The sequence below is a fragment of the Pedobacter sp. GR22-6 genome, from assembly GCF_037402555.1.
Taxonomy (GTDB): Bacteria; Bacteroidota; Bacteroidia; order Sphingobacteriales; family Sphingobacteriaceae; genus Pedobacter.
The window spans coordinates 83058-95407 of record NZ_JBBEUC010000006.1 but is presented as its reverse complement, the minus strand read 5'-3'; the positions used below and the strand labels follow the sequence as shown (position 1 = coordinate 95407).

Genomic DNA, 12350 nt, shown 5'->3' with positions numbered 1-12350 from the left:
GCAGGAATACTGGTATAAATAAATTTCAGATTCAATCCCAAATTCTCCAGCTCCCTCCTGCTTTGTGATTCCTCCGCTGCTTGTAACCCCTAAAAAACATTCGTATGTTCAGACGTTAAGATTTTTTAAAACATTGGTTATGGGAAATCGAAACGCAGAGCTACTGAAAAATGAAGGGAAATGTTAATCCTTCTGAAGCCCTTGGAGTGCTTTGGAATTTGCGGGACTGAAGCTGAAACTAACCGTTCTACTTCAATCCCGCAGATGTTTACGCTTCCCGATGTCAGTTACTTGTCCACGGGTTTCTGCAGCTCATAGATCTGATGCGCGACTACACTGTCGGGCGTTAGGTTGCCCATGCTTACCTGGACCTTATTTTTAAAGCCGGATATTACCTTATCCTCACCCGCCATCAGGGCCTGATAGCCGTCCTTCGCCACATCTGCCGGATCAGCCATCGCTTCTTTATCCTGCACGGCTCTGCTTTCCTGCATGTCCGCCTTATTGAAGAAGTCCGTATCGGTTACTCCCGGCATCAGCGCAGTTACTGTGATTTCAGTATCACGTAACTCTTCCCGTATGGCTTCAGTGAAAGAGAGCACAAAAGCTTTTGTGCCATGATAGACTGCTTGCCATGGCCCAGGCGTCTTACTTGCGATAGAGGCCGTATTCAAAATTTTGCCGGAGTTTCTGGCGATCATGTCGTTGACGAAAAGTTTCGTCAGTACCACCAGAGAGGAGATATTCAGGTGAATGATGTCCAGCTCCCTGTCGATGTCAGTGTCTTCGAATTCTCCATACACACCCTGGCCGGCATTATTTACCAATACTTCAATATCAATGCCCTGCGACTGCAACTCGGCATACAAGGCAAAAGCCTGCTCAGGATCAAACAAGTCTTTAGCGAATGTGAGAACGGTAATACCTCTTTCTTTCAGTTCAGCTGCTGTAGCATCCAGCTGAGTTTGGTCCCTGGCCACAATAACCAGATGGTATCCATCTGCTGCAAACAGTTTCGTCAGTTCGTAACCTATACCGCTGGTTGCTCCGGTGATTAAGGCATATTGATTCACTTTTTCCATAATTTTCATTTTTAATTTGAAATTGAATTCATGTTGCTTTCGAATAAGGGCGTAGTTCTGGATCGATTTAACTTCATTCGTACCCGGAACTTGAATGCTTGGCTACGACGCAATAAAATGAAATGGCTGCCCTTGGGCGGCCACCTCATTTTAATTACCTCAGCTATTTCTTCTTACCTTTCGCCGAGATGTACTCCTCGATTACTTTGCGGTCATTAGAGCCAGTCGCGCGTTTTGCGCCGACGACCTGCTGTAGACTCACTTTCATTTTTTCTGCAACGTGGGAAAGTTCATAGTCTTCTGAAGAGTTGACTTTTTTCCGGTCACTTGGTCCTTTCTTAGCCATAGGGATAGTTTTTGATATTAATGATTGGTTGAACTATTACAGTTGAGCCTGTATGGCATTGATCATCTCCAAATGATGTTTAACTACCGGAGCGGTTTTGGCTGAGAAACCTTTCAGGTCAGCGTCCTTGAGGTTTTTACTACCGTCCTCCATCAGGGCTAACGTTTTCTGGTGCCCTTCTACCATGGCAGCGGTATAGGCTTTGTCAAAATCAGCGCCTGACTTGGATTTGAGTTCCTCGTACTTGGCCTGATGCATGGCATCCAATGCAGTCGGCAACATGATGCTTTTAGCAGTGGCGATTGTTTTTAGTTCTTCATTGGCCATACTGTGGTCCTTTACCATCATGGAGGCAAATTCTTTTACCTTCGCGTGGCTTCCCTTTTGCAGCGCCAGTTTACCAAACTCCACTTCCGCCATTCCTCCAACGGCCGCTTTGTTCGTGAAGGAAGTGTCAGGTGTGCCGGTATTTATCATGGCAGGATCATCGGAGATCATGGTATCGGTAACCATAGCAGAGGTGTCAGTTGCATCATCCGCACTTTTCGGGCTGTTGCCACAACTTTGAAAGCCGATTACAGATCCGGAAATTGCGATGGCATAAATTAATTTTTTCATAGGTCTTTGTTTTTGTTTGCTTGCATCAACCAATTGCTCGGGCATTTGTTTTCAACGATGGAAATTCGTCTAAAACATTGTAAATGCGTCAAATACGTAAAACCCAGGTGAATTACTGGAATTGCTATGAACTGTTATCTTCGATATAGGATCTCTAAACTTTTTTATCCGGGAACTGTTCAGGATAAAGCTGGTATGAACCATGCGACCCGTCAATTCAAATATCCAGTCAAATAAATCTGAACGTTATGGCACGTAAAAAATCATCTTCGAAAAAACAGCAGCTCAAAAAGTCCGATACGGGTGCGACGGTCGCTGCCCGGAGTTCCAGTGTATCTTTTCCGCCCGTGTTCAGCGGCATTGAGCTCAGTCAAAGCGGAAGGACCGACACCATATGAAAACTGGTCCTCAATCCAGGTCATTCCTCTACCGGAATGGCCTGAGCCTCGTCTTTTTAACTTTGTTCCTGATCACGCTGGCTGCCCAGGCCTTAACTGGCTGGAACAAACACAACCAGGACCTGAAAGATGATCAGAGGCCAGAAATCGGAATTGGTACTTACCTGCAGAGCGGGCATTTCATATCGGCCACATTTGAAAACTTTGAAAGTGAGTTCCTGCAAATGGCCTTATATGTCCTGCTCACGGTTTCCCTTAGACAAGTCGGATCCGCGGAATCCAAGAGCCTGGATGAACCGGAAGATGTGGACCGTGAACCTGTGCCCGGTCCGGAGGCGCCATGGGCGGTTCGCAGAGGAGGCTGGATTTTGAAGGTGTATCAACATTCCCTTTCCATCGCCTTCGGCATCCTGTTTTTTACGAGCTGGGGATTGCACCTCTACGGCAGCTGGCAAAACCACAATGTGGAACAATCTGCAAAAGATTTGCCGAAAGACACTGTACTTCAATACCTGGGACAATCAGAATTCTGGTTCGAGACTTTCCAAAACTGGCAGAGCGAGTTTCTCTCGGTTTTTGCGATTGTATTCCTGACGATCTACCTTCGGCAGAAAGGTTCACCGGAGTCCAAACCGGTCGACGCTTCGGATATGGAGACCGGAAAATGAGACTTAAAAAAAATAATATCATACCGATGAAAAAACCAATGCTTTATTTTTTTATCACTTAATCATACCCTATGTCCTTAACAAAAATTGTCATCGTAGGTGGCGGTTTCGCCGGATTAAATCTCGCTAAAACGCTGGAAGATAAACCCGGATACGACATCACGCTTGTCGATCAGAATAATTACCATTTTTTCCCGCCCCTGCTCTACCAGGTTTCCACGGCCTTCATTGAAGCTTCCAACATCAGCTATCCTTTTCGCCGTATGTTCCAGTCCAAATCCCATTTCAGTTTCCACATGGGTACGCTCCAACAGATCCATCCGGAGAAGAATAGCATAAGAACAGATAAAGCGGAACTCAATTACGACTTCCTCGTATTGGCCATGGGCACCGAGACCAATTACTTCGGAATGGAAAATGTGAAACGCGCAGCCTTACCCATGAAATCCATTGACGATGCACTGGAGCTACGTAACCATGTTTTATTGAGGTTGGAAGAGGCTGCTGAAAGCAATGATCCTGCCGAGCGCGAGCTACTCGGTAACATTGTAATTGCAAGCGGCGGTCCCACAGGCGTAGAGATTGCTGGCATGTTGGCGGAGATGGGCGGCAATATCGTGAAGAAAGACTATCCCACCGCGGCGAGTAAAGGTCTGGGTAAGATTTATCTGGTCGATGCGCTGGACCGTCTGCTCGCACCAATGAGCCAGAAATCCCAGCAGGAAGCTGCAAAAGTACTTGAGGGACTTGGCGTGACGATTATGCTAAATACAGCCGTCAAGGATTATGTAGGCCAGCGGGTGATTTTTAGCAATGGCGAAAGCATCCCAAGCGCTACACTGATCTGGACTTCCGGCGTGATTGCCAGGGAAGCTCCAGGCTTGCCTGAGGGAAGTACTGCTAGGGGTCGACGGATTAAAGTGGATGAGTTCAACAGGGTTCTGGGTTTGTCCAATGTATTTGCTATCGGTGATCTGTGTATTCAGGAAAGCGACCCTAAATTCCCCCAGGGCCATCCACAATTAGCACAGGTGGCCATTCAGCAAGGCACACTCCTGGCAAGAAACCTGATGCTAATCGAAGCTGGCACAGCTATGAAGCCATTCTTGTATAAGGATAAAGGGTCGATGGCAATCATCGCCAAATACAAGGCGGTCGTAGATTTGCCAAAGGGATTCTTCAAAGGTTTTTTTGCCTGGCTGGTCTGGCTGTTCATCCACATCATCCCGATTGCCGGCTTTAGAAATAAATTAAAGCTCGCTTTTAACTGGTTCTGGAGCTTCGCGACCAACGATCCTACCTTGAGATTAATTATCCGGCCCGAAAAAAAGGACCTGGATTAGAACAATAGTTAGCTACAAAACCAAATAAGCATCACTGCTGTTATTCCCTAAACTGAAAAATGAGCATCATTATATCTATAGATAAATTAGCACCGCAGATCTCGCAAGAGCAAATCAGTAAACTGGAAACGGCAGCGGCCAGGCACCTGAAAGAATCTAGCATTGCCTTCTCCATTAAATATTCAGATGAAAACGTTACGGAAATTGAATGCAGACAGGAAGAAAACAGATCTGGTAATTACGCTACTGAAGCTACCCTGATCAAAAGGACACGAGAGCTGTTCGGTAAGTTTCTGCCACAGTCGGAATTAATCATCCTTCCAGTAACCTTCAGGCCATCGCCGGCCAGTTTGGTATCTCCAGCCTGGCTGGATCAGAAAATGAATGAAAAAGGAATCAAAATCAAACAAATCGCTTTCGACACGGGAATAGACCGGGAAAGCATCTCAGACTGGGTAACTGGAAAGCGCAAGATGAGCCAGATCGTTAAGGCCATGTTCTACTATTACCTGTCCAAATGAAACCAGATTTATTCAGAGAGGCAATGCCCGGGAGTACCCCGGCATTGCCCTGATCACTTAAACAATGCTTTCCAGCTATTCTGCTTTTTAGATCGTAGTATTTTGCCAGGGATTCAGATTCTGAGCATCCCTGGGATTCCTTTTCCGATTATTTTCCATAATTTCAACTGTAGTAACATGATGGTGAGCTCCCTAGCACGCGACATTATTGCTGCGCCTTTGCGAAGCTTAATCGTTCAGTACCTTTCTCCAGAAAAAGTTTAAGCAGATCAATTGCCAGATCAGCAGAGACATAATGCAATGCCTGCTAATATCCGACTCTTGCTCACACAAATGAATTTGATTTGAGTAATCAAAAATCGTTTGGAGATGTACAAGGTATTACCGATTCAGCAACGACCCATAATCAAGATATCGGTGTTCAGCTATTTGCGAAGGATTTCTCCATTGCATCACCATTACTGTCGCGGAAATAGCCTTTCATCGACTCTTTCTGATTTAGCTTACTGAAGGTGCCCTCGTCGTTGGCTTCACCTTCATTAAGACTTTAAATTTAATTGCCGATAGTATCTACAGTCGCTGCAGGTGTACCGGTATTGGCTCCCCTACCAATTGCTGTATCAATTGGAGTAGCCAGGGAATCAGTTGAGGTTGTTGAATCAGAAACACTGGACTGGGTAGTATCCGCCGAACGTTGATCGGTTTTATCTGAACCGCAGGCGGCGAAAAATAAACTGAGCGTCGTGATGGTCATTAATGATAACTTTTTCATAGGGATAATTTTGTGAGCTAATTGATTGAATTATTGTTAGCAGGACACTTGAAACATCAGATTGTTTCAGGAAAAACACATTGGCGGGCTTCCGCTCTTGTAAATGAAACTGCCTTTTCAAGATCTGTATCTGAAATTTACAACATAATCGAAAATGATTCGTTCTTATTACTGAAGAAAGATGATCCTCAATTGTCTCAAGCTATAATGGCCAATGATCACCCGCGACATCCACCTGGATCTTTCGGTAAATAGGTAATCTTCCATTACAGAGCGCTTTCCCACTCGACACAGTTTTCAACTCAATCAATGGTTAAGCTTATGAACATACCTGAAAACCTTCCCGAAGAAAAGGACGAAATAGACGTAAACTCTGCCCTTGATCTTGTCTTGCTGGCCGAGCAACTTTTCGTCAGCCCAAGGCTTATCCTCAGAGCCATTAAAATTGTCGGAAACTCCAGAAAAAAGGTCATCGCACACCTGGTATATCAAAAATTGATGCCTGCTAGACGGGCCCGCTTGTAAGAAAGAAATACGAAAAAATCTTTTCCCGCTAATGCGATTGATAGGCTAGGTTAATCAGAATAATTGTTCACTATTCTGATCAAAAAATTAGACAGTCTACTCAAATTAATGATTCATCCATTCGCCGGTGTGCATGTAAGAGCATTAGATACGTCTCTCATTGTCTTGAGTGATCTTAAAAAAAATTGGAACAAGCTTTGCTAAGCTTAAAAACCTATGAATCATCTACCTATGGAAAATACTGCCTTTAACGATGAGATATGCATGCAGCGTTCCTGCCTGGAAAGTTTTGCTTATAAACTCACCGAAGATCTTGAAAATACCAACGACTATACGAAAGGCGCTAAGCGCATTGCATACTTGGTACGCCGTACCCTTTCTACGGTATTTTGAGGGTAATAAATACCAGGAAATCGCCGACGAACTTAACATTCCAATAGGTACAGTGATGACCCGTATACATATGGCCCGTAAAGAATTGCAGAAAAGCTTAAAAATGTATGCGTATGGATTTCAACCAGATTTAAAAACAGTTTAAAATTATCTCATTAACAACTAAAATCAAATATTATGATGACTTATAACTTACACCTGCCAGCCCTGGACCTGACCATTGAACCACAGGAAAATGGCCATTTCCAAATCCTTGAAGGGGACCACAAAGTCGGCTCAATTTATGCGAAATTGAAAGGTACAAAGCTGGAGTGGAGATCCGAGGAGCCGCTCAGTATGCAATTTGTAAATGAAATGGGCGCATTGATCCAGGAACATAGGCTTGGCTTTTAAGTCAAACCAGATCACGTCTGCCCCCCTTAAATACCATGGTATTTGTTCATTATTTCTGGCGTCTGACGATAAAAAGATGTCGGCGTCCAGTTGCTGTTCGGCATAATTGATTAAAATCGCCTAGCTGCTGGCAGGTACCTGTACCACAACTCGTCCTTTCCAAACGGAGTTCTTGAAAAAATACTGCTGCACTGCAGTCCAGCTAATGATCACCAAATTCAGCATCTGTAGCGGATGCAGCAGGAGATTGATACGCCAGTTCTCTCCAGCAAGCTTTGAAGTGTAAATGCGGGTTGAGAAAATGATCAGTATTAGTCCGACCACTTGATAGGGCTCTCCGGCAGCCATGATGAGCAAAGGCCCAAGGGAAAGGGTAACAATAAATGGAAGAAAAAGACTGAGCCTGTTATCGAATGGCGCCATGAAATTTTTACTGAAGCCCATGATGGCCTCATTAAATGAGCGGTACATCCTGCAGCTGACCAGCCCGTTTGCCATTAACCCCTCTCCTCTCAGCCCCGCTTCTTTCAGGGCTTTCATAATACAAAGGTCTTCGGCAACCTTATCACGAAGAGTTTCGTGCCAGCGGTGCCGATGGTATTCTTTAGCCGGAAACAACATGAACTGGCCGCAGGCAGCCGAAAATACGGCAAACCGGTGACCAAGGATCAGTTTTAACGGCAACAGCGTGAGCAATAAGTAATGCATCAGCGGAACTGTACTTTGTTCAGCCAGGCTCAGCATTTGCTGGTTGCTAAATAGGGACAACAACGATAATTTCTGTTCTTTGAGTCGGTGTAATGCGCTGGAGAGCAGAAGCGGATGAAGATTTACATCTGCATCCACGAACAGCAAATATTCTCCCTTGGCAACTTCGGCTAGTTGCCAGCAGGCATAGTTCTTACCGGTCCAGCCCTTATTAAGCGGCTTACCACGAATTACCTTTATAGCCTCATGCCTCGAAGCGTAGCTACTGGCCATCGAAAAGGTCTCATCTTCGGAATGGTCATCCAATACAATAACCTCATAGTTAACACCCTTTAAGCCCAGCACGGAATTTAAGATGAGCTGTAGATTTTGGGCTTCATTTCTGGCGGGGATAAGAATCGACACGAATTCATCGCTTGAACGACGGCTTGCTGGTAGCCGCGGATTAGAATAGTAATTATAAGCTGCCACTAAAAGTCGGGCGAGCAGAAAAATGAATATCAGGAGGATGAGAATCTGCAAAAGTATTTTTCTGGTTAAACCGTTATAAAGATTTTTAGTTTTGAAACCACATGTTTTCTTTTTCCGTAGTCAGCATTCTGGATCAATGATCCCAGGTGATTAAGGAAAACTTTCACTGCCCGAAACTGTTTCAATCTAAAAAGCAAAACATGAACAATTTTTTCAGAGGTATTATTGCTGCCTGGGGAGCAAAAAAATTGGGAGGCGGTTGTCTCTCTACTATTGTCATATTTATTCTGATCTATACGCTGCTTGGCAAATGCAACAACAAGACACGTGCGGCCGAAGTGAATCAACGAAAACCGAGTGTTGCGGTGTGCAGGTAGTTAACGATCATTGGAACAATTACCCTTGGAATGTTATTGAGCGGAGCCCCTGAAAAAATGGAACCCCGCTGATTATTAACAAACCTTATGCCCATGACATTTGGCAGGAAAATTTGTTCTATAAAAATTCATCCCATTTTGTACTTGAATAAGATTTCCAACAACCAGGGGCAAAGTTGGATCAGGGCTTTAATGGTTACCCTGATAGTTCCTATTGTTTTCTTCATCGCTTTCGCCCGGAGTTTGGGCTTCTAACATACTGACCCTTTTGTGGTTAAAAACATAGACTGCTTCTGGCTGATATCCTCCTATCTACTCGATTTCATTAACCCAATCCATCCGTCAGAGAACTTTAAGGATTTGATTGTTGCGAACTCATTTCCCGCTGACAGTAGATTCATTGACGGGCTGTCGAGGATATTCATCGCGTATTGCGTGAATCAGTTGATCCAGGCTTTTCGGAAACATGGGCATTCCAGATAATTGGTGCCTCAGCCAATGGATCATTGCTTTTATGCGGTAAAATCGTTCAGCCGCCAGATATTGAACTAGCAACACCAATCCATTTGAAGGGCTCCGCTGTTAGTTTTCATAGATTATTTAATTATAGTATGGAAATACAATTGATGATTCATCTCCCTGAACAGGAGAACAATGTGAGAGAAAGCAGCTTTGGCGGACTACCGGTAAAGCTTGTGGGGAGTGTTTTTGACTGGCCGAAGTGCAAGTCCTGTAATGCTGATCTGCAGTATCAGGGTAAGGTTAAGACGGATCTGGGTCTGGAAATGATATTTATGTGTGCGAACGATCCGGGGATGTGTGACGAGTGGGAACCAGATTCAGGTGGAAATACAGTGCTGATTGTGGAGGATGGCGATTTGGAATTTGTAGAGCCGCCTGTTCCTGAAGCAGTTCGTGATACGGAGTATGGGGTTAAGCTGGCTGATGTGGAAGCTTTGGATTATGACCAGGCACGGGAGGATTGGGGCGAGAAGCGGCGTGAGGTATTGGGACAGTTGTTTGGATCGCCTTCCTGGATACAGGGAGACGAAACTCCGGTTTGTCCGCATTGTGGGGAACCAATGCGCTTTGTTGCACAGCTGGAGGAAGGACCGGATTACCGGACGGCGATGAACTTTGGTTCTGGTGTGGCTTATTTATTCGATTGTCCTAAGGACAGGCTGGGTAAATTTCTCTGGCAATGTTGATGCCTTTGTGATTATGGTTTGAGTGTTTTATTTTATTTGATATGTCTATTCTGTTATGCCCTGGAATCCTGATTTATATAACCGTTTTAAAGATTTACGTGACCGGCCTTTTTATGAACTGGCGGATTTGATTGTTACTGTAAAAGGGATGAAAGCCCTGGACCTGGGTTGCGGTACAGGTTCGCAGACAGCGGTATTGGCCGATCGTTTTGGGGATTCGGTGTTTATGGGTGTGGATGCTTCTGCGGAGATGCTGGCTAAAGCAGATGTGTTGGCACATTCGCGTTTGTCCTTTCAGCGGCTGGAGATACAGGAGTTGTTGGGTTCTAATGAGAAATTTGATCTAATTTTCAGTAACGCGGCATTGCAATGGCTGGACGGCCATGAGCTCTTGTTTCGTGATTTGATTGGGATGCTGAACCCCGGTGGTCAGTTTGCGGTACAGATGCCGGTTCAGAAGGAGAATGTATTGAATGTGTTTTTATTAGAGCTGGTTCAGCAAGAACCTTTCTCTGCCTGGCTGGATGGTTGGTACCGGCCTTCTCCGGTATTGAGTATGGATGATTATGCACAGGTCATGTTTGCGGCTGGTCTGGAGAATTTGGTGGTAATGACGAAGGTCTACCCTATTATTGCCAATGATCATGAGACACTATATGATTTCATCGCCGGTTCTGCTTTGATTCCTTATATGGAACGTTTAGCTGCTCCGCAACAATTGGAATTGACGCAGGCATTTAAATACCGTATCGCGGAGCGATTCGTGGAACTGCCGGCGATTTATGCGTTCAAGCGCTTGCTGTTATATGGCAGGAAACCAGTCTGATTTTTATCAATTGAACTGGTTTTGGATAACTGATCCTTAAATTATGTGCTGCTTACTGAATGTCAAAAACGAAAAATGCGATCAAGAGAATTAGGGCAAATAGGGCAAAACCAATAGCTATTAATGATGATTTTCTGTCTTCGCTTCGCATTCTGGAATAGATTTCATGAACATCTTCATTGAGTTCTTCCTGTTCATTATAACTGATATAGAGCTGTGCTGCCTGGACAAATTCTTTTCTTTTGTACAGCTCGTAGAATTCTTTTTTGAAGGTTTTGTAATTCATTCCCAACGCATGATTGTGATTCCATTGAAATTTACAGTCCAGGCAATGGATCATCACCATTTTTCGGTCTTTGTAGCCAGCGACCAGCATGCCGACTCCTCCAAATAATACCGCTCCTACTGCGGCGCTGTCGTTATCAAAGCCTTTTTCTTTGGCTTCTACATTCGTTGAATTACAAGTTGGGCAGTTGAGTTCGTCTTTTTGCATTTTGATAGCGTTTATATTTGTGATTTTTTTAATGATTGATTTGGATAATTAGGTATCATGAGCTTAAATTACCAATTATTGGTTTTGAATTAGTGACCTTTTTTTGATTAAACGGCCAATGGAATAGATAAGGGCTCCAATGAATACGCCTTTAAGCAGGAAGAATAATAGAAAGTTGATCAAAAGTTGAGTAAGAGTCTGATTTTGACGTTCTGTACTAAAGAGCTTTAGGAATTCAAAGAGCCAGCCGGCATTCATAAGCAAAGACAGGCCCAATAAAATATAGGGACTTCGTCCTGGCCTGTTAAAAAGGAGTACCAGAGGAAGGATCCTGCCTGCGATAAACAGGTAGATCGGGAGGAATCCATAAGAGCCTGTTGTTTCTGTGCTGAAGCTTAGGTAATTGCTTGCAGAAAAATAGGCGATCAGGTAATCGTTGGTATTTAGGATGGCGTAGCTGAACATCAGCCACCTGACAATGGCCAGAGGTTCTCTGATGTTGGTATGCGAGATATTTCCGGCGATTAGGATCGAAAGCACACTGATGAACAGGCTGTTAATAAAAATTTGATCGATGTAGCTGAGCAGCAGGTAGAGCGATTCCATGGACTGAAATTAGTAATTATTGGTCATTAAATCAAAAGCTTTAAGTTTAAGTCATATTACTCCCTTTGGGTTATCAGATCTTTTCTTAGATTAAGGGATCATTGGAGGTAATTTATGGAATCAAGATATTGGCCTGTGATCAAGCAGGCTTATGCGGGTTTTAATGCCCGGGATATTGATCAGGTGTTCGCAGTAATGGTGGACCAGGTGCATTGGCCGAAGGCTTTTGAGGGCGGTCATGTGGTCGGAAAGGATGCGGTGAGTGCATATTGGTTGAGGCAATGGTCTGAAATCAATCCGCGGGTGGAGCCGCTTGCTATTTCGGAGCGTGAGGATGGCAAGTTAGAGGTGCTGGTATCCCAGCTGGTCAGGGACCTGGAGGGGAATATTCTTTTCGATGGGCAGACCAGGCATGTATATGCTTTCGATGGTGATATGATTGTGAGTATGGATGTGGAAGCTGCTTGACCAGAGCTTGGTTTAAGCTTTATGATTCTTAATATGTACGCTTAAAATTGTCTGGATACCGGCTGATAGTCGCCGGAGTTTATGGTCTGAGAAAGTATAGCTTTGGCGCTGTAAAGCATAAAGGGAAGCCTCTT

General features: G+C 44.4%; 18 protein-coding genes. 11 read left to right on the top strand and 7 right to left on the bottom strand.

Features of this window, described 5'->3' with window-relative positions:
- Positions 1 to 287: 287 nt before the first annotated feature.
- The 3 genes from WAE59_RS22755 to WAE59_RS22745 all read right to left on the bottom strand — a co-directional run bounded on the left by WAE59_RS22755 (position 288) and on the right by WAE59_RS22745 (position 2046).
- The gene (locus tag WAE59_RS22755) at positions 288 to 1082 is read right to left on the bottom strand and encodes an SDR family NAD(P)-dependent oxidoreductase (RefSeq protein ID WP_337858295.1); all 795 of its coding nucleotides are present in this window, start codon (positions 1080 to 1082) and stop codon (positions 288 to 290) included.
- Positions 1083 to 1245: 163 nt separating this feature from the next.
- On the bottom strand, positions 1246 to 1428 hold the full coding sequence (locus WAE59_RS22750) for a DUF3606 domain-containing protein (protein ID WP_337858294.1): 183 nt from the start codon (positions 1426 to 1428) through the stop codon (positions 1246 to 1248).
- A gap of 36 nt (positions 1429 to 1464) precedes the next feature.
- Positions 1465 to 2046, bottom strand: a complete 582-nt coding sequence (locus WAE59_RS22745; protein WP_337858293.1) for a DUF4142 domain-containing protein — start codon at positions 2044 to 2046, stop codon at positions 1465 to 1467.
- A gap of 248 nt (positions 2047 to 2294) precedes the next feature.
- On the opposite strand from WAE59_RS22745, the gene WAE59_RS22740 reads away from it, so the two are divergent.
- From WAE59_RS22740 to WAE59_RS22725, 4 genes are all read left to right on the top strand, one after another.
- A complete protein-coding gene (locus WAE59_RS22740) occupies positions 2295 to 2444 on the top strand; it encodes a hypothetical protein (protein WP_337858292.1) in 150 nt (49 codons plus the stop codon).
- The gene (locus tag WAE59_RS22735) at positions 2441 to 3112 is read left to right on the top strand and encodes a DUF6766 family protein (protein ID WP_337858291.1); all 672 of its coding nucleotides are present in this window, start codon (positions 2441 to 2443) and stop codon (positions 3110 to 3112) included. Before WAE59_RS22740 ends, WAE59_RS22735 begins: the two co-directional genes overlap by 4 nt.
- A gap of 71 nt (positions 3113 to 3183) precedes the next feature.
- Positions 3184 to 4455: an NAD(P)/FAD-dependent oxidoreductase gene (locus WAE59_RS22730; RefSeq protein WP_337858290.1), complete on the top strand. Its 1272-nt coding sequence runs from the start codon at positions 3184 to 3186 to the stop codon at positions 4453 to 4455.
- Between the two features lie 59 nt (positions 4456 to 4514).
- On the top strand, positions 4515 to 4976 hold the full coding sequence (locus WAE59_RS22725) for a helix-turn-helix domain-containing protein (protein WP_337858289.1): 462 nt from the start codon (positions 4515 to 4517) through the stop codon (positions 4974 to 4976).
- A 553-nt stretch (positions 4977 to 5529) separates the two neighbouring features.
- Here the strand turns inward: WAE59_RS22725 and WAE59_RS22720 are convergent.
- Entirely contained in the window at positions 5530 to 5748 is a 219-nt protein-coding gene (locus WAE59_RS22720) for a hypothetical protein (RefSeq protein WP_337858288.1), read from the bottom strand.
- Between the two features lie 321 nt (positions 5749 to 6069).
- Between WAE59_RS22720 and WAE59_RS22715 the strand changes: the two genes are divergently transcribed.
- The 4 genes from WAE59_RS22715 (at position 6070) to WAE59_RS22700 (ending at position 7059) form a co-directional block, all read left to right on the top strand.
- The gene (locus WAE59_RS22715; RefSeq protein ID WP_337858287.1) at positions 6070 to 6273 is read left to right on the top strand and encodes a DUF3606 domain-containing protein; all 204 of its coding nucleotides are present in this window, start codon (positions 6070 to 6072) and stop codon (positions 6271 to 6273) included.
- Positions 6274 to 6489: 216 nt separating this feature from the next.
- Entirely contained in the window at positions 6490 to 6666 is a 177-nt protein-coding gene (locus tag WAE59_RS22710) for a hypothetical protein (protein WP_337858538.1), read from the top strand.
- The gene (locus WAE59_RS22705; protein ID WP_337858286.1) at positions 6587 to 6811 is read left to right on the top strand and encodes a sigma factor-like helix-turn-helix DNA-binding protein; all 225 of its coding nucleotides are present in this window, start codon (positions 6587 to 6589) and stop codon (positions 6809 to 6811) included. Before WAE59_RS22710 ends, WAE59_RS22705 begins: the two co-directional genes overlap by 80 nt.
- A 32-nt stretch (positions 6812 to 6843) precedes the next feature.
- Positions 6844 to 7059, top strand: a complete 216-nt coding sequence (locus WAE59_RS22700; RefSeq protein WP_337858285.1) for a hypothetical protein — start codon at positions 6844 to 6846, stop codon at positions 7057 to 7059.
- 120 nt (positions 7060 to 7179) lie between these two features.
- Here WAE59_RS22700 and WAE59_RS22695 read toward each other — a convergent pair whose 3' ends face one another.
- Positions 7180 to 8289, bottom strand: coding sequence for a glycosyltransferase (locus WAE59_RS22695; RefSeq protein WP_337858284.1), 1110 nt, complete (start codon positions 8287 to 8289; stop codon positions 7180 to 7182).
- 937 nt (positions 8290 to 9226) lie between these two features.
- On the opposite strand from WAE59_RS22695, the gene WAE59_RS22690 reads away from it, so the two are divergent.
- Positions 9227 to 9823: a hypothetical protein gene (locus tag WAE59_RS22690; protein WP_337858283.1), complete on the top strand. Its 597-nt coding sequence runs from the start codon at positions 9227 to 9229 to the stop codon at positions 9821 to 9823.
- A 55-nt stretch (positions 9824 to 9878) separates the two neighbouring features.
- Positions 9879 to 10649 (top strand): methyltransferase domain-containing protein, encoded by a 771-nt coding sequence (locus WAE59_RS22685; RefSeq protein WP_337858282.1) that lies wholly within the window; start codon positions 9879 to 9881, stop codon positions 10647 to 10649.
- 52 nt (positions 10650 to 10701) lie between these two features.
- Here WAE59_RS22685 and WAE59_RS22680 read toward each other — a convergent pair whose 3' ends face one another.
- Positions 10702 to 11142 (bottom strand): hypothetical protein, encoded by a 441-nt coding sequence (locus WAE59_RS22680; RefSeq protein WP_337858281.1) that lies wholly within the window; start codon positions 11140 to 11142, stop codon positions 10702 to 10704.
- A gap of 75 nt (positions 11143 to 11217) precedes the next feature.
- Positions 11218 to 11748: a hypothetical protein gene (locus tag WAE59_RS22675; protein WP_337858280.1), complete on the bottom strand. Its 531-nt coding sequence runs from the start codon at positions 11746 to 11748 to the stop codon at positions 11218 to 11220.
- Between the two features lie 114 nt (positions 11749 to 11862).
- Between WAE59_RS22675 and WAE59_RS22670 the strand changes: the two genes are divergently transcribed.
- Positions 11863 to 12216: a ketosteroid isomerase gene (locus WAE59_RS22670; protein ID WP_337858279.1), complete on the top strand. Its 354-nt coding sequence runs from the start codon at positions 11863 to 11865 to the stop codon at positions 12214 to 12216.
- The last annotated feature ends 134 nt before the right edge of the window (positions 12217 to 12350 follow it).

Bases quoted from the DNA above. Each gene is read 5' to 3' on its own strand.
- WAE59_RS22755 (WP_337858295.1), bottom strand. From the start codon at position 1,082: ATGGAAAAAGTGAATCAATATGCCTTAATCACCGGAGCAACCAGCGGT.
- WAE59_RS22750 (WP_337858294.1), bottom strand. From the start codon at position 1,428: ATGGCTAAGAAAGGACCAAGTGACCGGAAAAAAGTCAACTCTTCAGAA.
- WAE59_RS22745 (WP_337858293.1), bottom strand. From the start codon at position 2,046: ATGAAAAAATTAATTTATGCCATCGCAATTTCCGGATCTGTAATCGGC.
- WAE59_RS22740 (WP_337858292.1), top strand. From the start codon at position 2,295: ATGGCACGTAAAAAATCATCTTCGAAAAAACAGCAGCTCAAAAAGTCC.
- WAE59_RS22735 (WP_337858291.1), top strand. From the start codon at position 2,441: ATGAAAACTGGTCCTCAATCCAGGTCATTCCTCTACCGGAATGGCCTG.
- WAE59_RS22730 (WP_337858290.1), top strand. From the start codon at position 3,184: ATGTCCTTAACAAAAATTGTCATCGTAGGTGGCGGTTTCGCCGGATTA.
- WAE59_RS22725 (WP_337858289.1), top strand. From the start codon at position 4,515: ATGAGCATCATTATATCTATAGATAAATTAGCACCGCAGATCTCGCAA.
- WAE59_RS22720 (WP_337858288.1), bottom strand. From the start codon at position 5,748: ATGAAAAAGTTATCATTAATGACCATCACGACGCTCAGTTTATTTTTC.
- WAE59_RS22715 (WP_337858287.1), top strand. From the start codon at position 6,070: ATGAACATACCTGAAAACCTTCCCGAAGAAAAGGACGAAATAGACGTA.
- WAE59_RS22710 (WP_337858538.1), top strand. From the start codon at position 6,490: ATGAATCATCTACCTATGGAAAATACTGCCTTTAACGATGAGATATGC.
- WAE59_RS22700 (WP_337858285.1), top strand. From the start codon at position 6,844: ATGATGACTTATAACTTACACCTGCCAGCCCTGGACCTGACCATTGAA.
- WAE59_RS22690 (WP_337858283.1), top strand. From the start codon at position 9,227: ATGGAAATACAATTGATGATTCATCTCCCTGAACAGGAGAACAATGTG.
- WAE59_RS22685 (WP_337858282.1), top strand. From the start codon at position 9,879: ATGCCCTGGAATCCTGATTTATATAACCGTTTTAAAGATTTACGTGAC.
- WAE59_RS22680 (WP_337858281.1), bottom strand. From the start codon at position 11,142: ATGCAAAAAGACGAACTCAACTGCCCAACTTGTAATTCAACGAATGTA.
- WAE59_RS22675 (WP_337858280.1), bottom strand. From the start codon at position 11,748: ATGGAATCGCTCTACCTGCTGCTCAGCTACATCGATCAAATTTTTATT.
- WAE59_RS22670 (WP_337858279.1), top strand. From the start codon at position 11,863: ATGGAATCAAGATATTGGCCTGTGATCAAGCAGGCTTATGCGGGTTTT.